This window comes from Mycolicibacterium diernhoferi, from assembly GCF_019456655.1.
GTDB lineage: Bacteria > Actinomycetota > Actinomycetes > Mycobacteriales > Mycobacteriaceae > Mycobacterium > Mycobacterium diernhoferi.
Genome location: NZ_CP080332.1, coordinates 5,972,680 through 5,998,503, shown reverse-complemented (window position 1 = coordinate 5,998,503; position 25,824 = coordinate 5,972,680). Strand labels below are relative to the sequence as shown.

Sequence of the window (25,824 nt, the reverse complement as noted above, 5' to 3'; positions counted from 1 at the left end):
GCCCGCCCGGACTGTAGTTCTCACCACAAATCTCGGAAAAACTTCCGTCACGTCGGCACCATTCGCCACACAAAAACGGTGTGGATAGCGCTGTGCACAACTTGGGAGAAACCTGTCGTCAACCCGGCGTCCACTGCACAACACGGGTTCTATTCACAGCCGCGCCCCGGCCGTCCGGAATTCCTCCACAGTCTGCGCACACCCCCGGCACGCGTGCCACCTGCACGGAGGGGCATTCATCCACAGCTTCCACAGGACCTATTACTGTTGCTTTTATCTCTAGAAGGATCATCTTCTAAAAGCAGGCTGTTGGGGACAGGGCAGTCGGCTCACCGCTCCTCGGTGATTTCCGCGCCCTGCGCAGACCGAGCGAATAGCTTTCAAGTTCGCGCCGAACGCTCTACGGTTGTGATTCGATACGCCGGTGCGATCGTCGACCAGTTCGCGACTACGCTCGGAGTGACATGGGGAATCCGCAGCTAGGTGCTGGTTGACGCGGTAGATCGAAGGGACGCTATGGACGTGGTGACGACGAATGTTGGTCTCACCGATTTGAAGTTCCGTCTGGTACGCGAGGATTTTGCCGATGCGGTGGCATGGGTGGCGCGCAGCTTGCCGTCACGGCCGACCGTTCCGGTGCTCGCCGGCGTGCTGCTGACCGGTTCCGACGATGGTCTGACAATCTCCGGGTACGACTACGAGACATCGGCAGAAGTTCGTGTCGCAGCTGAAATCGCTTCTCCGGGAAGCGTTTTGGTTTCCGGCAGGCTGCTCTCGGATATCACCCGCTCGCTGCCGGCCAAGCCCGTCGACGTCAGTGTCGAGGGCACCCGGGTCTCGCTGAGCTGCGGTAGCGCCCGCTTCTCGCTGCCGACGATGGCCGTCGAGGATTATCCGTCGCTGCCGGCGCTGCCGGACGAGACCGGTGTGGTTTCGGCCGATCTGTTCGGCGAGGCGATCGGTCAGGTGGCGGTTGCCGCAGGTCGCGACGACACGCTGCCCATGCTGACCGGTATCCGGGTCGAAATTTCCGGCGACAAGGTCGTTTTGGCAGCCACCGACCGATTCCGGCTCGCGGTCCGCGAACTCACCTGGTCCACCGGCTCGGCCGGTATCGAGGCCGCCGTGCTGGTCCCGGCTAAGACCCTGTCGGAGGCCGCCAAGACCGGCACCGACGGCACCGAGGTGCACCTGGCGCTCGGCGCCGGCGCCGCCGTCGGCAAGGAGGGCCTGCTGGGCATCCGCAGCAACGGCAAGCGCACCACGACCCGGCTGCTCGACGCCGAGTTCCCGAAGTTCCGCCAGCTGCTGCCCACCGAGCACACCGCGGTCGCCACCGTCGGGGTCGCCGAACTGACCGAGGCGATCAAGCGTGTGGCCCTGGTGGCCGATCGCGGTGCACAGGTCCGGCTCGAGTTCAGCGAGGACGGCGTCCGGCTGTCGGCAGGCGCCGATGACGTCGGCCGCGCCGAGGAAGACCTGCAGGTCGATTTCGCCGGTGAGCCCCTGACCATTGCCTTCAACCCGACCTACCTGACCGACGGCCTGGGGTCGTTGCGTTCGGAGCGGGTGACTTTCGGTTTCACCACCCCGAGCCGACCGGCGGTGCTGCGGCCCGCGGGCGAGAATGGTGTCGAGGCCGGCGCGACGGGGCCCTTCCCCGCCGAGCAGACCGATTACGTCTATCTGTTGATGCCGGTGCGCCTCCCGGGCTGACCGGCTCACCCACGCGGAGGAATGCGCACATATGCAACTCGGTTTGATCGGGCTGGGCAAAATGGGCTTCAACATGCGCGAACGGCTGCGTGCGGGAGGCCACCAGGTCGTCGGATACGACCCGCGTCCCGAAGTCACCGACGTGCCCTCGCTGGCGGCGTTGGCCGAGGCACTACCGTCACCCCGCACGGTCTGGGTGATGGTCCCCTCCGGCGCCGTCACCCGATCGACCATCGCGGACCTGGCCGAGGTGCTCGACCCCGGTGACCTGGTGATCGACGGCGGCAACTCGCGCTACACAGAGGACGCGCCGCACGCAAAGATGTTGGGAGACAAGGGGATCTCCTTCATCGATGCGGGGGTCTCCGGCGGTGTCTGGGGTCTCACCGAAGGCTACGGACTGATGATCGGCGGTGGTGACGAGGATGTCGCTCGAGCCATGCCGATCTTCGACACGCTGCGGCCGGCCGGTGAGAAGGCCGATGGTTTCGTCCACGCGGGACCGGTGGGCGCCGGACACTTCACCAAGATGGTGCACAACGGCGTCGAGTACGCGTTGATGACCGCATATGCCGAGGGCTACGAGATGCTGGCCGCCGAGGATCTGGTGCGCGACCCGCAGGCGGTCTATCAGGCCTGGACCAACGGCACGGTGGTGCGGTCCTGGCTGCAACAACTGTTGGCGAAGGCGCTCAAGGAAGATCCGGGCCTGGAGAATCTCACCGGGTACACCGAGGATTCCGGTGAGGGCCGGTGGACGGTCGAAGAAGCCATCCGGCTGCGGGTTCCGGTCCCCGGGATCGCAGCCTCGCTCTTCGCGAGATTCCTTTCCCGCCAGGAAGATTCACCGACGATGAAGGCCGTTGCCGCGCTCCGTAACCAGTTCGGCGGGCACGCCGTACAACGAATCTCGGAGTCCGGTTAGTTTTGTACGTACGTCATCTGGGATTGACCGACTTCCGGTCATGGTCGCGGGCCGATATAGAGCTCGAGCCAGGGCATACCGTCTTCGTCGCGCCGAACGGCTTCGGCAAGACCAATCTCGTCGAGGCATTGTGGTATTCGGCGACGTTGAGTTCACATCGGGTCGCCTCGGATGCGCCACTGATCCGGGCCGGGGCGCCGCGTGCCGTCGTCTCGACGGTGGTGGTCAACGAGGGCCGTGAACTCGCGATCGATCTCGAGATCACCACCGGACGGGCCAACAAGGCCCGGCTGAATCGCTCGCCGGTACGCAGCCCGCGCGAGATATTGGGTGTCCTGCGGGCGGTGCTGTTCGCGCCCGAGGACCTCGCGCTGGTGCGCGGAGATCCGTCCGAGCGGCGCCGTTATCTGGACGAGGTCGCCACCACCCGGCGACCCCGGATCGCGGGAGTGCGGGCCGACTACGACAAGGTGGTTCGCCAGCGCACCGCCTTGCTGAAGTCCGCAGGCCCGGCACGGTACCGCGGTGACACCGCGATGCTGGACACCCTCGAGTCGTGGGACGGGCATCTGGCAGCCCATGGCGCAGAACTGCTTTCGGCGCGGGTGGATCTGGTGAACCAGCTCGCCCCCGAGGTTGAGAAGGCCTATCAACTGCTCGCCCCGGGGTCTCGGCCGGCGGCGATCCGGTACCGCAGTGCCGCGCCGGCCGTCGAGGCCGAGGCGGCTGCGGGCACCGTCGACCGGGGTGTCTACGAAGCCGCGTTGCTCGAGGAGTTGCGGAACAAGAGGTCGGCCGAACTCGAGCGCGGCGTGTGTCTGGTCGGGCCGCATCGCGACGATCTCGAACTCCGCCTCGGTGAACAACCGGCCAAGGGCTACGCCAGCCACGGCGAATCCTGGTCGATGGCACTCGGTTTGAGGTTGGCGGCCTACGAACTGCTGCGTACCGACGGATCCGATCCGGTACTGCTGCTCGACGATGTGTTCGCCGAACTGGACAACGCCCGGCGACGGGCCCTGGCCCAGGTGGCGTCGTCGGCCGAGCAGGTGCTGGTGACCGCGGCCGTTCCCGAGGATCTGCCCGTGGACTGGGATGTGCGCCGGATCGAGGTCACCATGCGCGATGATGATGGTGGACGAATCTCGGAGGTGGTGTCGTGAGCGAGTCTGCGAGCGAACCGTCGGGCATGCGCGAGTCTGCGGACACGGGTGAAACCGGGGACCCACCGGAGCATCTGGCGAATCTGCCCGGTATGGACATGGTGCGCCGGGCGCTCGAGGAGGCCCGCGGCGCGGCGCGCAGCCAGGGCAAGGATGTGGGCCGCGGCCGGGTGACCTCCACGCAGCGCTCCCCCACCGTCGGCCGGCGGCGCCGGTGGTCCGGGCCCGGCCCGGACGTCCGCGATCCACAGCCGTTCAGTGCGGCGGCTCGAGATCTGGCGCAGTCGCGGGGCTGGTCCAAGCAGGTGGCCGAGGGTTCGGTCCTGGGTCAGTGGACGACCGTCGTCGGGGACCAGATCGCCGATCATGCCGTGCCGACCAGTCTGCGGGACGGGGTGCTGACCGTATCCGCGGAGTCCACGGCCTGGGCGACGCAGTTGCGGATGGTGCAGGCCCAGCTGCTGGCCAAGATCGCCGCGGCCGTCGGCGACGGCGTCGTGACCTCGCTGAAGATCCAGGGACCGACCGCACCGTCGTGGCGCAAGGGTAATCGTCACGTTTCCGGACGCGGACCCCGCGACACCTACGGGTAGGTCACTGGGGCGCTGCGCTGAGATCGCTTAGACGCGGTGAAAGCGGTTGTTGGGCCGTCCCGACGCTCGGGGGGGTCGGAAATTCCGCGCACGGCGCAGTTAGATAGCGGGAAACGCCGCCACAGGGTAAGTCCTGACGGTGTCTAACGGTAGACTGGAGGGAGCTTTGCAGGCGGTCTTGTGAACCGCTACCCGCGAACCCCAAGGAGACGCGTCCAACGTGGCTGCCCAAGATCAGTACGGTGCCGAATCGATCAAGGTCCTCGAAGGACTCGAAGCCGTCCGCAAGCGTCCCGGTATGTATATCGGATCCACTGGTGAGCGAGGTCTGCACCACCTGATCTGGGAGGTTGTGGACAACGCGGTCGACGAGGCGATGGCCGGTTACGCCAGCAAGGTCGACGTGCGGATCCTCGAGGACGGTGGCGTCCAGGTCTCCGACGACGGCCGAGGCATCCCGGTCGCGATGCACTCCACCGGCGTCCCCACCATCGACGTCGTCATGACCGTGCTGCACGCCGGCGGCAAGTTCGAGGAGGGCGCCTACCAGGTGTCCGGTGGTCTGCACGGCGTCGGCGTCTCGGTGGTCAACGCGCTGTCCACCCGGCTGGAGGCAGATGTCTGCCGCGACGGTTATGAGTGGTTCCAGACCTACGACAAATCGGTGCCCGGCACCTTGCGTCAGGGCGAGAAGACCAAGAAGACCGGATCCACCATCCGGTTCTGGGCGGATCCGGACATCTTCGAGACCACGACCTACGACTTCGAGACGATCGCTCGGCGTCTGCAGGAGATGGCCTTCCTAAACAAGGGCCTGACCATCGAGTTGACCGATGAGCGGGTCGCCCCCGCATCCGTGGTGGACGAGGTGGTCAGCGACCACGCCGAGGCCCCGAAGTCGGCGGATGAGAAGGCGGCCGAGGCCGCCGCGCCGCAGAAGGTCAAGCACCGGGTGTTCCACTACCCCGGCGGTCTGGTCGACTTCGTCAAGCACATCAACCGCACCAAGACCGCGATCCAGCCCAGCGTCATCGATTTCGAGGGCAAGGGACCCGGCCACGAGGTCGAGATCGCGATGCAGTGGAACGCGGGCTACTCCGAGTCCGTGCACACCTTCGCCAACACCATCAACACCCATGAGGGTGGCACCCACGAAGAGGGCTTCCGCGCTGCGCTGACCACCGTGGTCAACAAGTACGCCAAGGACAAGAAGCTACTCAAGGACAAGGATCCGAACCTCACCGGTGACGACATCCGCGAGGGCCTCGCCGCGGTGATCTCGGTGAAGGTCCAGCAGCCGCAGTTCGAGGGCCAGACCAAGACCAAGCTCGGCAACACCGAGGTAAAGTCCTTCGTCCAGAAGATCTGCAACGAGGAGTTGCAGCACTGGTTCGATGCCAACCCGGCCGAAGCAAAGACCGTTGTGAACAAGGCGGTTTCGTCGGCGCAGGCACGTATCGCCGCGCGCAAGGCGCGGGAGCTGGTGCGCCGCAAGAGCGCAACGGATATCGGCGGCCTGCCCGGCAAGCTCGCCGACTGCCGTTCCACCGATCCGAGCAAGTCCGAACTGTATGTGGTGGAGGGTGATTCGGCCGGCGGCTCGGCCAAGAGCGGCCGTGACTCGATGTTCCAGGCGATCCTGCCGCTGCGCGGCAAGATCATCAATGTCGAGAAGGCCCGCATCGACCGGGTGCTCAAGAACACCGAAGTCCAGGCCATCATCACCGCGCTGGGCACCGGCATCCATGACGAGTTCGACCTGGCCAAGCTGCGCTACCACAAGATCGTGCTGATGGCCGACGCCGACGTGGACGGCCAGCACATCTCGACGCTGCTGCTCACCCTGCTGTTCCGCTTCATGAAGCCGCTGGTCGAGCACGGCCACATCTTCCTGGCGCAACCCCCGCTGTACAAGCTGAAATGGCAACGCTCCGAACCGGAATTCGCATATTCCGACCGGGAGCGCGACGGTCTGCTCGAGGCCGGCCGTGCCGCAGGACGACGGATCAACCCGGAGGACGGCATCCAGCGCTACAAGGGTCTCGGCGAGATGGACGCCAAGGAACTGTGGGAGACCACCATGGATCCCTCGGTCCGGGTGTTGCGGCAGGTGACACTCGACGACGCCGCCGCGGCCGACGAACTGTTCTCGATCCTGATGGGCGAGGACGTCGAGGCACGCCGCAGCTTCATCACCCGTAATGCCAAAGACGTTCGCTTCCTTGACGTCTAATTCATAGGACTGAGATCAGATGACTGACACCACCCTGCCGCCGGGCGACGAAGCCGGCGACCGCATCGAACCTGTCGACATCCAGCAGGAGATGCAGCGCAGCTACATCGATTACGCGATGAGCGTGATCGTCGGCCGCGCCCTTCCCGAGGTCCGCGACGGTCTCAAGCCGGTGCACCGCCGGGTGCTCTACGCGATGTACGACTCCGGCTTCCGGCCCGACCGCGGACACGCCAAATCCGCGCGCTCGGTGGCCGAGACGATGGGTAACTACCACCCGCACGGCGACTCGTCGATCTACGACACCCTGGTCCGGATGGCCCAGCCATGGTCACTGCGCTACCCGCTGGTCGACGGCCAGGGTAACTTCGGTTCCCCGGGTAACGATCCGCCGGCCGCCATGCGTTACACCGAGGCGCGGCTGACTCCGCTGGCCATGGAGATGCTGCGTGAAATCGACGAGGAGACAGTCGATTTCATCCCGAACTACGACGGCCGCGTGCAGGAACCGACCGTGCTGCCCAGCCGGTTCCCGAACCTGCTGGCCAACGGGTCCGGCGGTATCGCCGTCGGTATGGCCACCAACATCCCGCCGCACAACCTGCGCGAACTCGCCGAGGCCGTGTACTGGTGCCTGGAGAACCACGAGGCGGACGAGGAAACCACGCTGGCCGCCGTCTGCGAACGGGTCAAGGGTCCGGACTTCCCGACCTCAGGCCTGATCGTCGGATCCCAGGGCATCCACGACGCCTACACCACCGGCCGCGGTTCCATCCGGATGCGCGGTGTCGTTGAGATCGAAGAGGATTCGCGCGGACGCACCTCGATCGTCATCACCGAGTTGCCGTATCAGGTCAACCACGACAACTTCATCACCTCGATCGCCGAGCAGGTCCGCGACGGCAAGCTGACCGGTATCTCCAACATCGAGGATCAGTCCAGTGACCGTGTGGGCTTGCGAATCGTGGTGGAGCTCAAGCGCGATGCCGTCGCCAAGGTGGTGCTGAACAACCTCTACAAGCACACCCAGCTGCAGACCAGCTTCGGGGCGAACATGCTGTCCATCGTCGACGGGGTGCCGCGCACCCTGCGGCTGGACCAGATGATCCGCTACTACGTCGAGCATCAGCTCGATGTGATCATCCGGCGCACCCGTTACCGGCTGCGCAAGGCCAATGAGCGGGCCCACATCCTGCGCGGTCTGGTCAAGGCACTCGATGCGCTCGACGAGGTGATCGCGTTGATCCGCGCCTCGGCCAACGCCGATGTCGCGCGCCAGGGCCTCATCGAACTGCTCGAGGTCGACGAGATCCAGGCCCAGGCCGTCCTCGACATGCAGCTGCGCCGCCTGGCCGCTCTCGAGCGCCAGCGCATCGTCGACGATCTGGCCAAGATCGAAGCCGAGATCGCCGACCTCGAGGACATCCTGGCCAAGCCGGAGCGTCAGCGGGCCATCGTCCGCGATGAGCTCAAGGAACTCGCCGACAAGTACGGCGATGACCGCAAGTCGCGGATCGTGCCGGCCGACGGCGAGGTCAGCGACGAGGATCTGATCGCCCGCGAGGACGTCGTGGTCACGATCACCGAGACCGGGTACGCCAAGCGGACCAAGACCGACCTGTACCGCAGCCAGAAGCGGGGCGGTAAGGGTGTGCAGGGCGCCGGGCTCAAGCAGGACGACATCGTCAACCACTTCTTCGTCTGCTCGACCCATGACTGGATCCTGTTCTTCACCACACAGGGCCGCGTCTACCGGGCCAAGGCCTACGACCTGCCGGAGGCCTCCCGTACGGCGCGCGGCCAGCATGTCGCCAACCTGCTGGCCTTCCAGCCGGAGGAACGGATCGCCCAGGTGATCCAGCTCCAGAGCTACGAGGACGCCCCGTACCTGGTGCTGGCGACCCGCAACGGTCTGGTCAAGAAGTCCAAGCTGACCGACTTCGACTCCAACCGCTCCGGCGGCATCGTCGCGGTCAATCTGCGCGAAGGCGACGAACTGGTCGGCGCGGTGCTCTGCTCCGCCGAGGACGATCTGCTGTTGGTCAGTGCCAACGGCCAGTCGATCCGGTTCTCGGCCACCGACGAGGCGCTGCGGCCGATGGGCCGGGCCACCTCCGGTGTGCAGGGCATGCGGTTCAACGAGGACGACCGGCTGCTGTCGCTCAACGTCGTGGAGGCGGACAAGTACCTGCTGGTGGCTACCGCCGGTGGCTATGCCAAGCGCACCGCCATCGACGAGTACACCGCGCAGGGCCGCGGCGGCAAGGGAATCCTGACCATCCAGTACGACCCCAAGCGTGGCAGTCTGGTCGGGGCGCTCATCGTCGATGACGAGACCGAGCTGTACGCGATCACCTCCGGTGGCGGTGTCATCCGCACCGCCGCACGGCAGGTCCGCAAGGCCGGTCGCCAGACCAAGGGCGTGCGCTTGATGAACCTGGGCGAGGGCGACACACTGATCGCCATCGCCCGCAACGCAGAGGGCGACGACGCCGACGGCACTGATCCCGAGGGCGCCGAGGCGGACAGCACCGGTCCCGACGGCACCGAGCCCGACGCAACGTGACCCAGACAAGGAGCCGCTAGGTGACCTCACCGAACGAGCCCGGAGCCCCGCCGTCGGGGCGCTCGGCCGAGTCCAGCGATGTGCCGCCGTGGCAGCGCGGTCCGGCCGCCCGCGCGGGTGCCCCACGGCCCGCGGAGCAGGCGAACGGGCCCCGGCCCGCGGAGCATGCGAACGGTCCTCGCCCGCCCGAGCAGGCGAACGGGCCCCGGCCCGCCGACGCTGCGCGGCCGCCGGCCCGCTCCCCCGGCCCGGACGCCCGGATCGGGCAGTTCATCGCCGGCGGACCGGGCGCCGGAACCCGTGACGCTGGTCCGGCCAACCGCGATACCGAGGTCGTGCCGACCCGGACGGCAGAGCGGACCGAGGGCCAGCGTCCGGAGAACTACGCCAGCGAGCTGCCCGACCTGTCCGCGCCCACGTCCCGCCCGCCGCGCCCGTCCGGCAATCCGGCTCCGGCCGAGACCCGGCCGGCGTCCCGCGTGCAGGTGGCCAAGAAATCCCACGGTCCGGTGCGGGCCAGTATGCAGATCCGCCGCATAGATCCGTGGAGCACGCTGAAGGTCTCGCTGGTGCTCTCCGGTGTGATGTTCTTCGTCTGGATGATCGCGGTCGCGTTCCTGTACCTGGTGCTCGGCGGCATGGGCGTCTGGACCAAGCTGAACAGCAACGTGGGTGACCTGCTCACCAGCGACAGTGGTACCGGTGGCGAACTCATCTCCAGCGGAACGATTTTCGGTGGCGCCACGCTGATCGGATTGCTCAACATCGTGCTGTTGACGGCGATGGCGACGGCCGGTGCGTTCATCTACAACCTCACCACCGATCTGGTCGGCGGCGTCGAAGTGACCCTCGCCGACCGGGACTGATCCTCGCGGTTTGGGTGATCGGGCGGGGTTACGGTAATCTCGTCGCTCGGCCGGTCTGAGAGAATCAGGCGGTTGAACGGGCCTATAGCTCAGGTGGTTAGAGCGCTTCGCTGATAACGAAGAGGTCGGAGGTTCGAGTCCTCCTAGGCCCACGGAAGGGTATGCACCATGAAGTTGGTGTCGGTGGCGGTGGTCACAGGGATGGCAGCCGTAGCGGTGATCGTCTACCGATCCCGCCACGGTGTGGAGGTCTGGCACACCACCGAAGATCGGCCCGCATAACCCCGAGGGGCCTTAGCTCAGTTGGTAGAGCGCTGCCTTTGCAAGGCAGATGTCAGGAGTTCGAATCTCCTAGGCTCCACAATCATCACAACGGCCCGTAGCGGTCTCCCTTTTTCGCGTGGCTGCCGTCGACGGCAGCACTGCGTCCGTCGGCCCGAGCGGGCGGAAGACTCCCCTCTGGTTCAGGCTGGGGCTGCGTCCACCTGGCGGCTGTGTCCAGCCAGGAGCGCCAGTGGCCGGCACGCGGCCTCGTCCTCGGCCCCAGGTGCCGCTGCAGCGCCCTGGGCGGCACGCTGAGGCGGCGGGCCACGTCCGTCGGGTAGTCCCCCGGTCGGTTTGGCGCGACGGCCGGTCGCAGGCCGGAAACAGCCGGTCCCGAATCCAGGAGCCCGGAAGCGCGCCACCACCCGTCCCGCCAAACCGTCATCACCGAAAGCTCGACGACGGTGCGCCTTGTTCGGCCGGCCGTGCGCCCCAAGCTGCCCTCCCCACCGAAATTGACGGCACAGCTTGTTCTTTCGAAATCGGAACCCATTGCCGACGCGGGTGAAATTCCACGAGAAACAGTGCGGTCAGACTTTGCCATGAATGCGCGATGGATTACTGTGCGTCGTGCACGGTAGGCCATCTCGGCAAACTCCGAACAATGCGAGGTCTGGCATGGACGCACAGCACAATCGTTGGCGCTCGCGCATTGTGTCCAGGGTGAGCATCGTTGCCGTGGTTTCCGCATTGTTATGCACCATGGTGGGAACGAGATCGGAATCCGTTGCGCACCTTGAAGCCTCCCGCGTCGTACTGACCGCGGCCATCGACCAATCGTCGACCACATTGGGTTTCGCCGATTCGGATCTCACCAACACCGGGATGTCGCAGGCCGAGATCGCCCAGCAACTCGACAAGATGCAGTCACTCGGTGTGCAGAATGTACGCATCCTCATTCCCTGGGTGACCATCGAAGAGCGCCAGGGAGAGTACAACTGGGACTACGTCGACTACATCGTCGAGGCCGCGAACAGCCGGGGCATGGGAATTCTCGGCGTGATCAACCAGACCCCGGGCTGGGCGGGCATTCCCATCATGGCGGGAATGCCCGATCCCGCTGTGTTCGGTGGCTTCGCGGAAAAGGTCGCCACCCGGTATGCGGGAAAGATATCCGCATACGAGATATGGAATGAACCCAACGCGATCAATTCCCTCGACCCGGTGGACCCGGCCGCGTACACAAGATTGCTGCAGGCGGCGTACCCGCTGATGAAACAGGTCGATCCGACCATCACGGTGGTCGGCGGCGTGGTCGGCGCCGGCGCGACCCTGGGCCACATCACCATGAATCCCGACGATTTCGTCCAGGGGATGTACGACGCGGGCGCCAAGGGCTACTTCGACGCGTTGTCCTTCCACCCCTATCAGTACTCGGTGGAGTTCTCTGCGGGTGCGGGTGTCGCCGGCTCGCCACTGGAGCAACTGCAACAGATCATGCAGATCATGGCCGCCAACGGCGATGCCGACCTCAAGGTGTGGGCCACCGAGTACGGGCAGCCCACCACGGGGCAGTACACCGCGCAGCAGCAGGCGGAGTTCATCCGGGATTTCCTGAATACGTGGTCCCAGATGGCCGGCACCGGCCCGATGTTCATCTACACGCTGCAGGACACCAACTCGGGTAGTCCCAACCTGCAGGACAACTTCGGCGTGTACTACTCCGACGGGACCGCAAAGCAGGTCGTCCAGGTCATCGTCGATTACCTGAACTCGGTCGACCCCACCGATCCGACCGACCCCATCGATCCGACGCCCGCCGGGCCGAGTCATCCGCTCATCCAAGCGATCGCCGCGGCCGTCCACTGGTTGGGCGCGGCCACCCGGACCGTGATCACCGGTCTGGCCACCGCTGCCGTCGACGTCGCGAAGTTCACCGGGGCGGTCATCCGGGCGGTTGTTCAGGTCGCCTGCAACCTGATTCGCAGCGGTGCGGCGGCGGTGGAGTCGGTGGTCAAGGGCATCGCCACCGCGACCAAGAAGGCGGTGACCACGGTCCGGCAGGTGGTGCACCCGAACTCGTCGCGGACGCCCGGTGGGGATACCGACGAACCGGTCGCGGGGCGCGCGGCGAAGAACACCGCCCTGGCCCTCGGCGGCGACCTAGCCCCCGCCGAACAGCGGGTCGTTCGGACGGTGCGTCCGGCAGACGCTGCCGACGCCGACGGTGCTGCCCCCGTTGTTCCCGGGCGCGATGAAACACCCGAGCCCGTGCGGGCGGAGGTGGCCGACGAGGCTGACGTCGAACCGCGGGACCCAGACCCGCGACAGACCGGTCTGGCGGCCGACGATGAGGACGAGGAGCCGTCCCGCAGCACCGCGGCCGATCGAAGGGCCGCACTCGGGTCGAGCGCTGAGGACGGTGACGACGTGACCGACGACCGAACGTCGTCGTCGGACAAGGCAACGTCGGCGAACAAGGAACCTGCCGGCCGCACGCCGAGCACGGGCACGGCGCAGTCCAACGAGCGATCCGAGGCCGGCGGCGCGGACAGCTCCGAATAGCCGGACCGGTCAGCGTCAGGGTTTGGGGGTGATCTCCACACTCGGTGGCAGCGCGGAAGGTTCGGGGCGCATCGAGCGCCGCACAATGGAGAACACCACCGCACCGACGGCGAGCACCCCGGCGCCGATCAACACATAGCGCAGCGGCCGCCGACGGCTCACCGGTTCCGATTGTGGTTGCGCTTCCCTGATCTGGCGGCCCAGCCAGGCCGCCGACGTCGCCGCGGTGTTCAGCCCCAGCGCGAGCGTGCCCCTGGTGACTTCCACCGGGCCCACCACGGAGTACTTCAGGCCACGGCTGACGCGTTGTGCCGGGGTCAATCTGGCATCGGTGTCGGTGCTCATGGGCCACCTCTCTGCGGGGCGTGCGGGATCTCCCCACAGCCTGCCACTAAACGGGGCGGCAGACGGGCCCGTCGGATGGGGTGGCAGACTGAATTGCGTGACGAGCCCCATTCAGACAGCGACCGCGACGCTGCACACCAACCGTGGCGACATCAAGATCGCCCTGTTCGGCAACCATGCTCCCAAGACCGTTGCGAATTTCACCGGCCTGGCCACCGGCACCAAGGACTACACCACCGAGAACGCCTCGGGCGGCACCACCGGACCGTTCTACGACGGCGCGGTCTTCCACCGCGTCATCGAGGGCTTCATGATCCAGGGTGGCGACCCGACCGGTACCGGTCGTGGTGGGCCGGGCTACCAGTTCGCCGACGAGTTCCACCCGGAACTGCAGTTCGACAAGCCCTACCTGCTGGCCATGGCCAACGCCGGGCCGGGCACCAACGGCTCGCAGTTCTTCATCACCGTCGGCCCGACGCCGCACCTCAACCGTCGGCACACCATCTTCGGTGAGGTCGTCGACCCGGAGTCGCAGAAGGTCGTCGACGCCATCGCCACCACGGCCGTCGATCGCAGTGACCGGCCCGTCGAGCCTGTCGTGATCGAGAGCATCACCATCTCCTGACCCGAACCACCTGAACCACCTGAAGCGCACGTTCGCCGGTTACCCGGTGAACGTGCGTTTTGTTTGGACCAGGACGGCGTGTCAGGGAACAGACACGCACGCTCGGCTCAGGCGCTAGCGGGCGTAACCGGCGTCGGAGAGCGCGTCCAGCACGCGCAGCGGGTCGGTGCCCAGGTCCCAGCGGGTGAAGACGTAGAGCCGGTCGTCGACGGTGTCGATCTCCAGCAGCCGCACCGTGCGGGCCAGCCGGCGGAATTCGGTGATCCGGATGAGCGTGATGTCGGCGCGGGTCAGGACCCGGGTGCGCAGCCAGCTGCGCACTTCGACGCCCCGGTCGGTGATTGCCAGCTTTGGACGTGCGCGCCACGACATTGTTGCAAACGCCAGCAATCCCACCGCGGCAACCAATCCGAGAACACGTCCGGGTACGTCTGTGACCACGGTCACAGCCCCCACGGCCATCACCAGACCGGCGATTCCGATCCAGATTATGGCGCTGCTCTTCGGCGACCAACTAGTTTGCTGCATCGGCCCAGTACCCCGTCTCACCGGGGGTTTCGGAGTTATCCACAAGCGCTATCCACAATGGGGATGAATAACAACGGTGTGATTGGGTTACAACCAGGTTGCCGGATCGGTACCGCACGATGTCGCTTTGAATTCAAATCAGACGGCGCGAGCGGTCAGCGCCACCGCATGGTGAGCAACAACCCGGTGATCATGAAGGCAAACGCGATCGCGTAGTTCCACGGGCCCAGATCGGCCATCCATTCCAGCCAGGTGGGCGCGTCCAACCCGGTCGCGCCGAGCTGGAACACCAGCAGCCACAGCAAGCCCACCAACATCAGGCCCACGAACAGCACCACGAACCACACGCTGGACGGCCCGGCCTTGACCTTGACCGGGGTCCGGCTCACCGGATTGATGGTGAAGTCGTTCTTCTTGCGGACTTTGGACTTGGGCATGGATAACCTTTGATCACGATGGTGGAGAACGGCCGAGAAGAGCCTAACGCAGCGGCACAGCGACGACGGTCCCTGTGGCGTATCGGCGTCCCCATCGTGTGCGTCTTCGCCGGGCTGCTGCTGTCCACCACGCACGGCGTCTCCGGTGGCGACGAGATCCGGCGCAGCGACTCCCCCCGTCTGGTCGACCTGGTCCGCGAGGCCAGCGCCGGCGTGGACCGGCTCACCACCCGGCGCGACGAACTGGTCTCCACCCTGGACCACCACCACGGCGGGTCCCCCGGCGCGGCCGCCGCCCTGGCGGCCATCACCCGCCGCAGCGACACGCTCGCCGCGCAGGCCGGCCTGGACCCGATGCGGGGCCCCGGCCTGGTCGTCACCCTCGACGACGCCCAGCGTGACGCCGACGGCCGCTACCCCATCGACGCTTCCCCCGACGACCTGGTGGTCCACCAGCAGGACATCTCGGCGGTGCTCAACGCCCTGTGGAGCGCCGGGGCCGAGGGCATCCAGATGCAGGACCAGCGCATCATCGCCACGTCGGCGCCGTTGTGTGTGGGAAACACCCTGCTGCTCAACGGCCGCACCTACAGCCCGCCCTACGTCATCACCGCCGTCGGGGACGTCCGGGCCATGCAGGCCGCGCTGGCGGCGGCGCCGCTGGTGACGCTGTACAAGCAGTACGTGCTGCGTTTCCAGCTCGGGTACACCGAGCAGGCGCGTGATCAGGTGGAGTTGGTCGGCCACACCGCACCGGTGCGGCTGCGCTACGCCAAACCGGCAGGTCCGCTCGGGTACTGATGCCCTCGCCTGGACCAGTAGCCTGATCGCATGCAGGTTTTGGTCGTCGACAACTACGACAGCTTCGTGTTCAACCTGGTGCAGTACCTCGGCCAGCTCGGGGTGAACGCCCAGGTGTGGCGCAACGACGATCCGCGGCTGGCCGACCGGGACGCGGTGTCCGCCGAGTTCGACGGCATCCTGCTCTCCCCCGGCCCCGGTACCCCGGAACGCGCCGGTGCCACCATCGACCTGGTGAAGGCCTGCGCGAAGACCCGCACCCCGCTGCTCGGCGTCTGCCTCGGCCACCAGGCCATCGGCGTCGCCTTCGGCGGCACCGTGGACCGTGCCCCGGAGCTGCTGCACGGCAAGACCAGCATCGTGCACCACACCGATGCCGGTGTGCTGCACGGACTTCCGGACCCGTTCACGGCCACCCGGTACCACTCGCTGACCATCCTGCCGGAGACCTTGCCCGATGTCCTGGAGGCCACCGGGCACACCGACAGCGGCGTCATCATGGCGGTGCGGCACACCGAACTGCCGATCCACGGCGTGCAGTTCCACCCCGAGTCGATCCTCACCCAGGGCGGGCACCGCATGCTGGCCAACTGGCTCGGCTACTGCGGCGCCGCCCCGGACGAGGGCCTGGTCCGCAAGCTGGAGCAGGAAGTCGCCGACACGGTCCAGGCGGCCACCGCTCGCGCCTAGGACGCGAAGTTCAGGGTGATCGAGTCCCGGAACCCCACGCCCGATCCGGCCGGCGGGTTCTGGCTCACCACCGCATTGGTCCGCTGACCGCTGTTGTCCACGTTGGCACCCTTGATGAGCACCCCGGTCCAGCCCAGCGCGCGCAGATTCGGCTCGGCGTCCACCCAGAACTGGCCGGTCAGATTCGGCATCACGAACTGGTTGCCGCGCGATACCCGCATCTGCACCACCGTGTCCTTGGGCGCGGGCTGACCGACGGTCGGGCTCATCCCGACGACCTGACCGGCCGGCGCGGTGTCATCCACCTCGACGGGCACCGCGCTCGGGAAGCCGGAGGCCTCCAGGATCTGCCGGCAGGTCTCCACCGACTGCCCCGTGCAGTCGGGCACCACGACGCTGCCCGGCCCGGTGCCGACGATGACGGTGATGACATTGGTGATCGCCGAGGTCGCGTTCGACGGCGGGTTGGTGCCCAGCACCTTGCCCTTGAGTTCGGGGGTCGATTCCGATTCCGACGGCTGTACCCGGGTGAACCCGGCGTCGAGCAGCTTGCGGGTCGCCTCGGCCAGCGACAGCCCGTCCACGTCGGGCACGGCGCGCTGCTCCGGGCCGGTGGAGACGTTGATGGTGATGTCCTCGCCGGCGCCGACCGCGGTATCGGCGGCCGGGTCGGTGCTGATGACGTGGTCCGGCGGGATCGTCGAGTCGGGCTTCTGCAGGGTGCGGGTCTTGAAGCCGCGGTTCTGCAGGGCGGCGATGGCGTCCGCCGAGGTCTGTCCCGTCACGTCGGGCACCTGCACGTCGCGCGGGTTGTTGCCGACCGTGTTGATGGCGATGGTCACCACCACGGTCAGCACCGCGAGCACCGCCACCGCGATGAGCCAGCGGCGGATCGATCCGTTGCCCGACGACGCCGGGTAGCCGGCCGCCGGGATGTGTTCGGTGGGCAGCGCGCGGGCGTGCGGACCGGTGGCGGTCAGCATCGTGGTGCGCTCGGCGTCGGTGAACACCTTGGGTGCTTCCGGCGCCTCGCCGCTGTGCACCCGAATCAGATCGGTGCGCATCTCGGCGGCGCTCTGGTAGCGGTTCTCCGGGTTCTTCGCCAGGGCCTTGAGCACCACGGCGTCCAGTTCCGGGGACAGGGCGGGGTTGCGGGTCGACGGCGGCACCGGGTCCTCGCGGACATGCTGGTAGGCCACCGCGACGGGTGAGTCGCCGATGAAAGGTGGCTCGCCGGTGAGCATTTCGTAGAGCACGCAGCCCAGCGAGTACACATCGGAGCGGGCGTCCACGGATTCGCCGCGGGCCTGTTCGGGCGACAGATACTGCGCGGTGCCGATGACGGCGGCGGTCTGGGTGACGCTGTTGCCGCTGTCGGCCAACGCGCGGGCGATGCCGAAATCCATCACCTTCACCGCGCCGGACTTGCTGATCATGATGTTGGCCGGCTTGACGTCGCGGTGGATGATGCCGTGCTGATGGCTGAAGTTCAGCGCCTGGCAGGCATCGGCGATGATCTCGATCGCGCGCTTGGGCTCCAGCGGACCCTCGGTGTGCACGATGTCGCGCAGGGTCACCCCGTCCACGTACTCCATCACGATGTATGGCAGCGGCCCGTTGGGGGTCTCGGCCTCGCCGGTGTCGTACACGGCCACGATCGCCGGGTGATTCAGCGCCGCCGCGTTCTGCGCCTCCCGGCGGAACCGCAGGTAGAAGCTCGGGTCGCGGGCCAGATCGGCGCGCAGCACCTTGACCGCGACGTCGCGGTGCAACCGGACGTCGCGGGCGATGTGGACCTCGGACATCCCGCCGAACCCGAGGATCTCCCCGAGTTCGTAGCGGTCCGACAGGTGCTGGGGCGTGGTCACGGGTTCTCGCTCGGGGGTGGTTCGGCGGGCACTCCGATGACGGTGGTGCTCGTCGACGTCTCCTGCTGCACCGGGCGGTCCCGCTGGTCCTGCGCGTTCACCACGATCAGCACCGCGATGACGATGGCCAGGGCGCCGAGCACCCCGGCGGCCCACAGCAGGGCGCGCTGACCGGGTGAGAACGTCCGGCGTGGCGGCGGCGGACGGTGGCTTCCGGTGGTTGCGCGGGGCCGGGCCGCCGTCACGGGCGGCCGGTATTCGGCGGCGGCCGCGGCACGGGCCTGGGTGACCGACGGGATCGCCGCGGGTGCGGCCCGGCCGATCGTCGGTGCGGAGTTCGGGCGCGGGGGCCGGCGTCCGGCCCGCACGGCGGCCACGGCGTCGGCGAACGGCCCACCCGAGCGGTACCGCTGGTTGGGTTCCTTGGCCAGCGTGATCTCGATGAGCTCGCGCACATTGGGCGGCAGATCCGGCGGCAGCGGCGGCGGGGTCTCCTTGATGTGCTTCATCGCGACGGTCAGGGCGCCGTCACCGGTGAACGGGCGCTTGCCCGACAGCGACTCGTAGCCGACCACACCGAGCGAGTAGACGTCGGAGGCGGCGGTGGCGTCGCGGCCCAGCGCCTGTTCCGGCGCGATGTACTGGGCGGTGCCCATCACCATGCCGGTCTGGGTGACCGGCGCGGCGTCGACGGCCTTGGCGATACCGAAGTCGGTGAGCTTCACCTGGCCGGTCGGGGTGATCAGGATGTTGCCGGGCTTGACGTCGCGGTGCACCAGTCCGGCGGTGTGCGCGACCTGCAGGGCGCGGCCGGTCTGCTCCAGCATGTCCAGGGCGTGCCGCAGCGACAGCCGCCCGGTGCGCTTGATGACGGAGTTCAGCGGTTCGCCGTTGACCAGTTCCATCACCAGGTAGGCGGTGCGGCCCTCGCCGGCGTCCATCTCGGTCTCGCCGTAGTCGTAGACACTGGCGATCCCGGGGTGGTTGAGCATCGCGACGGTGCGCGCCTCGGCGCGGAACCGCTCGACGAACTCGGAGTCCTCGGAGAACTCTGCCTTGAGCACCTTGATCGCGACCTGGCGGCCGAGGCGGGTGTCGAGTCCCTCCCACACCTGCCCCATACCGCCGGTGGCGATGAGGCGCTGCAGCCGGTAGCGGCCGGACAGCGTCACTCCCACCCGGGCCGTCATGATGCCTCCCGGAGAGCGGCGGCGATGGTGGCCCGCCCGATCGGGGCGGCCACTGCGCCGCCGGTGGCGTTCATTCGGTCTCCGCCATTCTCCACGAGGACCGCGACGGCCACCTTGGGGGCTTGCGCCGGGGCAAACGCGATGTACCAGGCGTGGGGCGGGGTGTTGCGGGGATCCGTGCCGTGCTCGGCGGTGCCCGTTTTGGATGCGATCTGCACGCCGGCGATGGCTCCCTTCTGCTGCGTCACCTGCTCGGCGCCGACCATCAAATCCGTAAGTGTAGCCGCGACCTGCGGTGACACCGCGCGTCGCAGTTCGGTGGGTGCGGTGGTGGCGATATTGGACAGGTCCGGTCCCTTGAGGGTATCGACCAGATACGGGGTCATGGTGACGCCGTCGTTGGCGATGGTCGCGGCGACCATGGCGTTCTGCAGCGGGGTCATCGCGACATCGCGCTGCCCGATGCTGGACATTCCGAGCGCGGCCGCATCGCCGATCGGGCCGACGGTGGACTCGGCGACCTGCAGCGGGATCGGGGCCGGCGCGGAGTCCAGGCCGAACGCCTCGGCGGTGGAGCGCAGCTTCTCGGCGCCCGTGTCGATGCCGAGTTCGACGAACGCGGTGTTGCAGGACCGGGCGAAGGCCTCGCGCAGCGAGGCGGTCGGGCGGTTCCCGCAGGCCGCTCCCCCGTAGTTCTCCAGGGTGGCGGTGCTGTCGGGCAGCGGGATGCGCGGGGCGGCGGTCAGCTGGGTGTCCGGGGTGGCCCCGTCCTGCAGCGCGGTGGCGGTGGTGATCACCTTGAACGTGGAGCCCGGCGGGTAGGTCTCCGAGATCGCCCGGTTGACCAGCGGGTCGTTCGGGTCGTCGCGCAGCTGCTCCCAGGTGGCCGTCTGGACGGCGCCGTCGTGGCTGGCCAGCCCGTTCGGGTCGTAGGACGGTGAGGACACCATCGCCAGGATCTTCCCGGTGGACGGCTCCAGCGCGACCACGGCGCCCTTGCACGGTTTGCCGTCGCAGCCCTGCTCCATGGCCTCCCAGGCGGCTTCCTGGACGTCCGGGCGCACGGTGGTGTCCACGTTGCCACCGCGCGGGTCCCGGCCGGTGAAGAAGTCCGCCAGCCGCTTGCCGAACAGGCGCTCGTCGGAGCCGTTGAGCACCTGGTCCTCGGCGCGCTCCAGACCGGTGCTGGAGTAGCCCAGCGAGTAGAAGCCGGTGACCGGGGCGTAGGCCTCCGGGTTGGGATACACCCGCAGGAACCGCAGCCGGCCGTCGGTGGACACCGAGTAGGCCAGCAGCTGGCCGCCCGCGGTGATCTGGCCGCGCTGGCGCGAGTATTCGTCGAGCAGCACCCGCTGGTTGCGCGGGTCGGCGCGGTAACCGTCGGCGGTGAACACCTGGGTGAAGGTGGCGTTGGCGAGCAGTATCACGATCAGTGCCATGAAGACGCCCGAGAGTCGGCGCAGGGAGGTGTTCATATGCGGCCGATCACCTCGGTGGAGGCGGCCGCGATCGGCGCCGGGTTGGGGCCGCGGCCGGTGCCGATGGGCCGCCGCGCCGCGTGCGAGATGCGCACCAGGATGGCCAGCAGCACGTAGTTGGCCAACAGCGACGAGCCCCCGTAGGACATCCACGGGGTGGTCAGCCCGGTGAGCGGGATGAGCTTGGTGACACCGCCGACGACGATGAACAGCTGGATCGCCAGGGTGGACGCCAGACCGGCAGCCAGCAACTTGCCGAAGCTGTCCCGCACCGCGATCGCGGTGCGCAGGCCCCGGATGATCACGATGGTGAAGAGCATGAGAACGCCTGCCAGACCGACCAATCCGAGCTCTTCGCCGATCGCGGCGACGATGAAGTCGGTCGATGCGGCGGGCACGGTGCCGGGCTGACCGTTACCCAGCCCGGTCCCGAAGACACCGCCGGTGGCGAAGCTGAACAGCGACTGCACCATCTGGTAGCCGGCGCCGTCGGGGTCGGCGAACGGGTCCAGCCAGTTCTGCACGCGCACCCGGACGTGGCCGAAGAGTTGGTAGGCCACCAGACTGCCGGCGGCGAACAGGGCGAGCCCGATCACCACCCAGGACAGTCGATCGGTCGCCACGTACAGCAGCACCAGGAACGAGGCGTACAGCAGAAGTGAAGTGCCCAAGTCTTTTTCGAAGACCATGACCGCGATCGAGGCGATCCAGGCGACCAGCAGGGGAGCCAGGTCACGTGGGCGGGGCAGGTCCATCCCCAGCACGTGCTTGCCGGCGTTGGTGAACAACTCCCGCTTGGAGACCAGCACGGCGGCGAAGAAGATGAGCAGCAGGATCTTGGAGAACTCGGCGGGCTGAATGGAGAAGCCCTCGAACCGGATCCAGATCTTGGCGCCGTTCTGCTCGGAGAACCGGGCCGGGAGCAACGCCGGAATGACAAGCAGCACAAGGCCGATCAACCCGCAGGTGTAACCGTAGCGGGCGAGCATGCGGTGGTCGCGGAGAAGCGCCAGCACGGCGACGAACGCGACGACGCCCAGCAGGGTCCACAGCATCTGCTGGTCGGCGTTGCCGCCCGCGCTGCCCAGGCTGAGCTCACGCTGGGCGAGGTCGAGACGGTGAATCATGACCAGCCCCAACCCGTTCAGCAGTGCCACCACCGGCAGCAGCAGTGGATCGGCGTACGGGGCGAAGCGCCGGATGGCCAGGTGGGCGGCGCCGAACAGCGCCAGGAAACCCAGCGCGTACTGGGCCAGATCCCAGTCCAGCCCCTGTTCCTGGTTGGCCTCGACAATGAGCAACGCCACGGTGGTGATCACCGCGGCGAAAACCAGCAGGGCCAATTCGGCGTTGCGCCGGTTGGGTAGGGGAGGGGTGACGGTGACCGGTGACTGAGGCTGGGTGGACGACGTCATGACGCGGTCCGGCAGTTGGTGCCCGGCTCCGGCGGTGGTGGGGGCAGGGCCGTGACGGTCGGTGACGGGGCCGGCGGCTTGGGCGGTGGCGGGGTGGCCGGCGCGGGGGTGGCCGGCTTCGGCGCGCCGGATGTGGCGGGCGGCGGCGGAGTCGCGGGGGAGGCCGTCGGCGACGTGGGGCTCGGCTTGGCGCTGGGGGCGGGGCTCACGGTCGGTGCCGGGGTGGCGCGCGGGCTCGGTGTGGGGGTGGCGGTCTTCGTCGGCAGCGCGCAGATGGGCAGCAGCGACGTGCGGGACAGCTCGTTGATCTGGCGGATCGCGTCGTCGAGGGAACCGGCGGGCAGTCCGGCGGCCACCTGGGCCCGCTCGGATTCGCGGATGTCCTCCAGCCGCAGCACCTTGCAGTCCATCGAATCACTGGACTGGCCGAAAGTGATCAGCGACAGCTCGTTTCGGGCGTTCAGACAGCCGACCAGAAACGGTTCCTGCAGCGACAACCCGAGGAACGAGGTCTGCACGCCGCGCATGATCGCGACGGTGCCGTCCTGCTCGCTGACGTAGTAGTTGTTGCGAACGATTTCGCGGGCGATGGTCAGCCCCGCCACCACCACCAGGAGGACCACCACCGCGGCGATCAGCATCCGGCGTTTGGAGCGGGGCGGTCGTTGCTCTTCGGGTTGTGTGACAACCCTTTTGGGCTGGTTGCGTTTCGGGTTGAACGCCGAGGCCCGGCCCGCCGCGGTGTTCGGCGGGATGGTGTTGTCGTCCTCACCGGAGACCGCCCCGGCCAGGATCGGCTGGGTCTGCCCGTAGTCGTAGTCCACGACATCGGCCACCACCACCGTGACGTTGTCGGGCCCGCCGCCGCGCAGCGCGAGTTCGATGAGCCGGTCCGCCGCGTCGGTCACGTCCGGGATCTGCAGCGCCTCGGCGATGGTCTCCTGGCTGACCGGGTCGGACAGGCCGTCCGAACAGAGCAGGTAGCGGTCGCCGACCTTGGCCTCGCGCATGATCAGCGTGGGCTCGACCTCGTGTCCGGTCAGCGCCTTCATGATCAGCGAGCGTTGCGGGTGGCTGTGCGCCTCCTCGGCGGTGATCCGGCCGTCGTCGACCAGGGTCTGGACGAAGGTGTCGTCCTTGGTGATCTGGGTCAGTTCACCGTCGCGCATCAGGTAGCCGCGGGAATCGCCGATGTGCACCAGGCCGAGCCGGCCCCCGGCGAACAGGATCGCGGTGAGCGTGGTGCCCATGCCCTCGAGCTCGGGGTCGGCCTCGACGTGCGCGGCGATCGCCGAGTTGCCCTCGTGGACCGCCATATTGAGCTTGTTGAGCAGGTCGCCGCCGGGCTCGTCATCGTCGAGGTGGGCCAGCGCGGCGATGACCAGCTGGGAGGCCACCTCACCGGCGGCATGGCCGCCCATCCCGTCGGCCAGCGCCAGCAGCCGGGCCCCGGCGTACACCGAGTCTTCGTTGTTGGCGCGCACCAATCCGCGGTCGCTGCGCGCTGCGTATCTGAGCACCAGTGTCACGGGCGCAACTCGATCACCGTTTTGCCGATCCGTACCGGCGTTCCCATCGGAACCCTTACCGCCGTTGTCACCTTCGCCCTGTCGAGGTATGTGCCGTTGGTCGATCCTAGGTCCTCTACGTACCATTCCGAGCCCCGCGACGACAGCCTGGCATGCCGTGTCGATGCGTAATCGTCAGTCAAGACGAGGGTGGAGTCGTCGGCACGGCCGATCAGCACCGGCTGGCTGCTCAAGGTGATGCGGGTGCCGGCCAGTGCGCCTTCGGTGACGACCAGGTGCCGCGCGGTGTGCCGCCGCTCCCCTTTGGGCAGCAGCGAACCGCGCAGCGCCAGCCCGCGGCGCACCATGACCGCGCCGGTGGGTGCGTAGATGTCGGTGCGCAGGATGCGCAGCACCGACCAGATGAACAGCCACAGCAGCAGCAGGAAGCCGACACGCGTCAGCTGCAGTACTAGCCCCTGCATCCGACGTCCTCTCCGTCTCGGTCCCGCTCGATCATCGCCGTCACGATACTGGGGCGAGCCCCCGGAACCGAGATGGCGCTCAGTGGACCCGGACGATGATCTCGGAGTGGCCCAGCCGGATCACGTCACCGTCGGCCAACTGCCACTCCTGCACAGGCGCGTTGTTGACGGTGGTGCCGTTGGTCGAGTTGAGGTCCGAGAGCAGCGCGATCTGGCCGTCCCAGCGGATCTCGAGGTGACGGCGGGACACACCGGTGTCGGGCAGCCGGAACTGGGCGTCCTGGCCGCGGCCGATGACATTGGCGCCCTCGCGCAGCTGGTAGGTCCGGCCGCTGCCGTCGTCGAGCTGCAGGGTCACCTGGGCGGCCCCGTACGCGCCGCCGTAGCCGCCGGGGGCGGGAGCGGCGGGCGCCTGGGCGCCCGGGGCGCCGTAGTCATAGCCGGCGGGCTCGCCGTAACCGCCCTGGTCGCCGTATTTGCCCTGGTCATAGCCACCCTGGTCGGGGTAGCCACCCTGGGCCGGCGGCTCGCCGTAGCGGCCGTAATCCGGTGCCGCGGGAGGCGCGGGAGGGGCGGCGTAGTCGGCACGGCCGTACTGCTGACCGCCGTAGCCACCCTGATCGGGATAGCCACCCTGGTCCGGGTAACCGGGGGCCGGCGGACGGCCGTAACCCTCGTCCTGGCGGGCCGGCGGGCGCCCGTAGTCGTAGTCGCCGTATCCCGGCGGCGGACCGGCCGGGGGCTGTCCGCCCGGCCGGCCGTAACCGGCCGGCGGGGGCTGCTGACGGTAACCCTGGTCGGGGTAGCCGCCCTGGGGTTGGCCCGGGGGTTGGCCCTGTTGGCCGTAGCCGGCCGGCGGCCGCTGCTCGTAGGACGGCGGCGGCGGGTAACCCTGGTCGGGGTAGCCGCCCTGCTGCTCCTGCGGGTAGCCGCCCTGGTCGGGGTAGCCGCCCTGGCGCTGCTGGTAGCCGGGGGCGTCCTCTTGCTGGCGGTACCGGTCGTCGTCGTACTGATCGTCGCCGGGCCGACCCTGTCCCTGCCCTCGGTAGCTCGGGTTGTCGGTCATCGCTGGTGCTCCTGGTTCTGCGGTGGACGCGCGGTCTCGTGCTGGCGGTGCGGGCTCGTGGGTGGTCGTGTCTGGGTTGACCGCTCCACGGGCGCGGAACTGTCCGGTGTGCAGGCTCGGCGATGGCTCAAACCTGACGACCACATCACCATACGTTTGCCACCCCTGGTCATGGATGAAACCCTCCAGGTGACGGGCAAAAGTGGCGGATGTCCGGTCGGGGTCCGCGCTCACCTTCCGGTAATCAGCCTCACCGAGGGTAATGACGTAGTCGTTCGGCGCCAAAATGCGCCCACCGCCGACGTCACGTGCCCTGGCCTCGGCTTCACGGCGCAGCAGCGCCTCGACCTCCTGCGGGACGATCGACCCGCCGAAGACCCGGGCGAAAGCATCGCCGACCGTCGACTCGAGGCGTCGCTCGATACGGTCTGCAAGACCCATCTCACCGCCCCGTCTGTTCGTCGTGCCCGTCTGCCATGTCGCGTGTCGCTCTGGCC

20 protein-coding genes, 2 tRNA genes and 1 pseudogene are annotated in these 25,824 nt (G+C 67.8%); 13 read left to right on the top strand and 10 right to left on the bottom strand.

What is annotated here, in order from left to right; translation table 11 throughout:
* The first annotated feature begins 522 nt into the window (after window positions 1–522).
* The 10 genes and pseudogenes from dnaN to K0O62_RS28535 all read left to right on the top strand — a co-directional run bounded on the left by dnaN (window position 523) and on the right by K0O62_RS28535 (window position 12,891).
* Entirely contained in the window at window positions 523–1,716 is a 1,194-nt protein-coding gene (gene dnaN, locus K0O62_RS28580; protein ID WP_207551001.1) for a DNA polymerase III subunit beta, read from the top strand.
* Window positions 1,717–1,735: 19 nt separating this feature from the next.
* A pseudogene (gnd, locus tag K0O62_RS28575) lies at window positions 1,736–2,641 on the top strand (phosphogluconate dehydrogenase (NAD(+)-dependent, decarboxylating)); the annotation flags it as partial.
* A gap of 2 nt (window positions 2,642–2,643) precedes the next feature.
* Entirely contained in the window at window positions 2,644–3,804 is a 1,161-nt protein-coding gene (recF, locus tag K0O62_RS28570) for a DNA replication/repair protein RecF (protein WP_073858491.1), read from the top strand.
* Window positions 3,805–3,830: 26 nt separating this feature from the next.
* Complete coding sequence (locus tag K0O62_RS28565) at window positions 3,831–4,397, top strand: DUF721 family protein (RefSeq protein ID WP_073858492.1); 567 nt, start codon at window positions 3,831–3,833, stop codon at window positions 4,395–4,397.
* A 220-nt stretch (window positions 4,398–4,617) separates the two neighbouring features.
* Window positions 4,618–6,630 (top strand): DNA topoisomerase (ATP-hydrolyzing) subunit B, encoded by a 2,013-nt coding sequence (gene gyrB, locus K0O62_RS28560; RefSeq protein ID WP_073858493.1) that lies wholly within the window; start codon window positions 4,618–4,620, stop codon window positions 6,628–6,630.
* 19 nt (window positions 6,631–6,649) lie between these two features.
* Window positions 6,650–9,196 (top strand): DNA gyrase subunit A, encoded by a 2,547-nt coding sequence (gyrA, locus tag K0O62_RS28555; RefSeq protein WP_073858494.1) that lies wholly within the window; start codon window positions 6,650–6,652, stop codon window positions 9,194–9,196.
* 20 nt (window positions 9,197–9,216) lie between these two features.
* A complete protein-coding gene (locus K0O62_RS28550) occupies window positions 9,217–10,062 on the top strand; it encodes a DUF3566 domain-containing protein (protein ID WP_073858495.1) in 846 nt (281 codons plus the stop codon).
* Between the two features lie 78 nt (window positions 10,063–10,140).
* Window positions 10,141–10,214, top strand: a tRNA-Ile gene (locus K0O62_RS28545).
* 136 nt (window positions 10,215–10,350) lie between these two features.
* Window positions 10,351–10,423, top strand: a tRNA-Ala gene (locus K0O62_RS28540).
* Between the two features lie 665 nt (window positions 10,424–11,088).
* Window positions 11,089–12,891 (top strand): cellulase family glycosylhydrolase, encoded by a 1,803-nt coding sequence (locus K0O62_RS28535; RefSeq protein ID WP_073858496.1) that lies wholly within the window; start codon window positions 11,089–11,091, stop codon window positions 12,889–12,891.
* A gap of 15 nt (window positions 12,892–12,906) precedes the next feature.
* Here K0O62_RS28535 and cwsA read toward each other — a convergent pair whose 3' ends face one another.
* Entirely contained in the window at window positions 12,907–13,236 is a 330-nt protein-coding gene (cwsA, locus tag K0O62_RS28530) for a cell wall synthesis protein CwsA (RefSeq protein WP_073858497.1), read from the bottom strand.
* An 88-nt stretch (window positions 13,237–13,324) separates the two neighbouring features.
* Between cwsA and K0O62_RS28525 the strand changes: the two genes are divergently transcribed.
* The gene (locus K0O62_RS28525; RefSeq protein ID WP_205870641.1) at window positions 13,325–13,861 is read left to right on the top strand and encodes a peptidylprolyl isomerase; all 537 of its coding nucleotides are present in this window, start codon (window positions 13,325–13,327) and stop codon (window positions 13,859–13,861) included.
* A gap of 114 nt (window positions 13,862–13,975) precedes the next feature.
* Here K0O62_RS28525 and K0O62_RS28520 read toward each other — a convergent pair whose 3' ends face one another.
* Window positions 13,976–14,389, bottom strand: a complete 414-nt coding sequence (locus K0O62_RS28520) for a PH domain-containing protein (protein ID WP_073858499.1) — start codon at window positions 14,387–14,389, stop codon at window positions 13,976–13,978.
* 155 nt (window positions 14,390–14,544) lie between these two features.
* Complete coding sequence (crgA, locus tag K0O62_RS28515) at window positions 14,545–14,826, bottom strand: cell division protein CrgA (protein WP_073858500.1); 282 nt, start codon at window positions 14,824–14,826, stop codon at window positions 14,545–14,547.
* 18 nt (window positions 14,827–14,844) lie between these two features.
* Between crgA and K0O62_RS28510 the strand changes: the two genes are divergently transcribed.
* Both K0O62_RS28510 and K0O62_RS28505 read left to right on the top strand, forming a co-directional pair.
* Window positions 14,845–15,627: a DUF881 domain-containing protein gene (locus K0O62_RS28510; RefSeq protein WP_073858501.1), complete on the top strand. Its 783-nt coding sequence runs from the start codon at window positions 14,845–14,847 to the stop codon at window positions 15,625–15,627.
* 30 nt (window positions 15,628–15,657) lie between these two features.
* On the top strand, window positions 15,658–16,317 hold the full coding sequence (locus tag K0O62_RS28505; RefSeq protein ID WP_073858502.1) for an aminodeoxychorismate/anthranilate synthase component II: 660 nt from the start codon (window positions 15,658–15,660) through the stop codon (window positions 16,315–16,317).
* On the opposite strand, the gene pknB is transcribed toward K0O62_RS28505, so the two are convergent.
* The 7 genes from pknB to K0O62_RS28470 all read right to left on the bottom strand — a co-directional run bounded on the left by pknB (window position 16,314) and on the right by K0O62_RS28470 (window position 25,768).
* Window positions 16,314–18,185 (bottom strand): Stk1 family PASTA domain-containing Ser/Thr kinase, encoded by a 1,872-nt coding sequence (pknB, locus tag K0O62_RS28500; RefSeq protein ID WP_073858503.1) that lies wholly within the window; start codon window positions 18,183–18,185, stop codon window positions 16,314–16,316. The genes K0O62_RS28505 and pknB overlap by 4 nt on opposite strands.
* Window positions 18,182–19,375, bottom strand: a complete 1,194-nt coding sequence (locus K0O62_RS28495) for a protein kinase domain-containing protein (protein ID WP_079244300.1) — start codon at window positions 19,373–19,375, stop codon at window positions 18,182–18,184. Before K0O62_RS28495 ends, pknB begins: the two co-directional genes overlap by 4 nt.
* A complete protein-coding gene (pbpA, locus tag K0O62_RS28490) occupies window positions 19,372–20,850 on the bottom strand; it encodes a D,D-transpeptidase PbpA (RefSeq protein ID WP_073858504.1) in 1,479 nt (492 codons plus the stop codon). Before pbpA ends, K0O62_RS28495 begins: the two co-directional genes overlap by 4 nt.
* Window positions 20,847–22,268: a peptidoglycan glycosyltransferase RodA gene (locus K0O62_RS28485; protein WP_073858505.1), complete on the bottom strand. Its 1,422-nt coding sequence runs from the start codon at window positions 22,266–22,268 to the stop codon at window positions 20,847–20,849. Before K0O62_RS28485 ends, pbpA begins: the two co-directional genes overlap by 4 nt.
* Window positions 22,265–23,797 carry a PP2C family protein-serine/threonine phosphatase gene (locus tag K0O62_RS28480; RefSeq protein ID WP_073858506.1) on the bottom strand — a complete coding sequence of 511 codons (1,533 nt, stop codon included), beginning with the start codon at window positions 23,795–23,797 and terminating at the stop codon, window positions 22,265–22,267. The genes K0O62_RS28485 and K0O62_RS28480 overlap by 4 nt, the downstream gene beginning before the upstream one ends.
* A complete protein-coding gene (locus K0O62_RS28475) occupies window positions 23,794–24,261 on the bottom strand; it encodes an FHA domain-containing protein FhaB/FipA (protein WP_073858507.1) in 468 nt (155 codons plus the stop codon). Before K0O62_RS28475 ends, K0O62_RS28480 begins: the two co-directional genes overlap by 4 nt.
* Window positions 24,262–24,340: 79 nt before the next feature.
* Window positions 24,341–25,768: an FhaA domain-containing protein gene (locus K0O62_RS28470; protein WP_073858508.1), complete on the bottom strand. Its 1,428-nt coding sequence runs from the start codon at window positions 25,766–25,768 to the stop codon at window positions 24,341–24,343.
* Window positions 25,769–25,824: the final 56 nt, after the last annotated feature.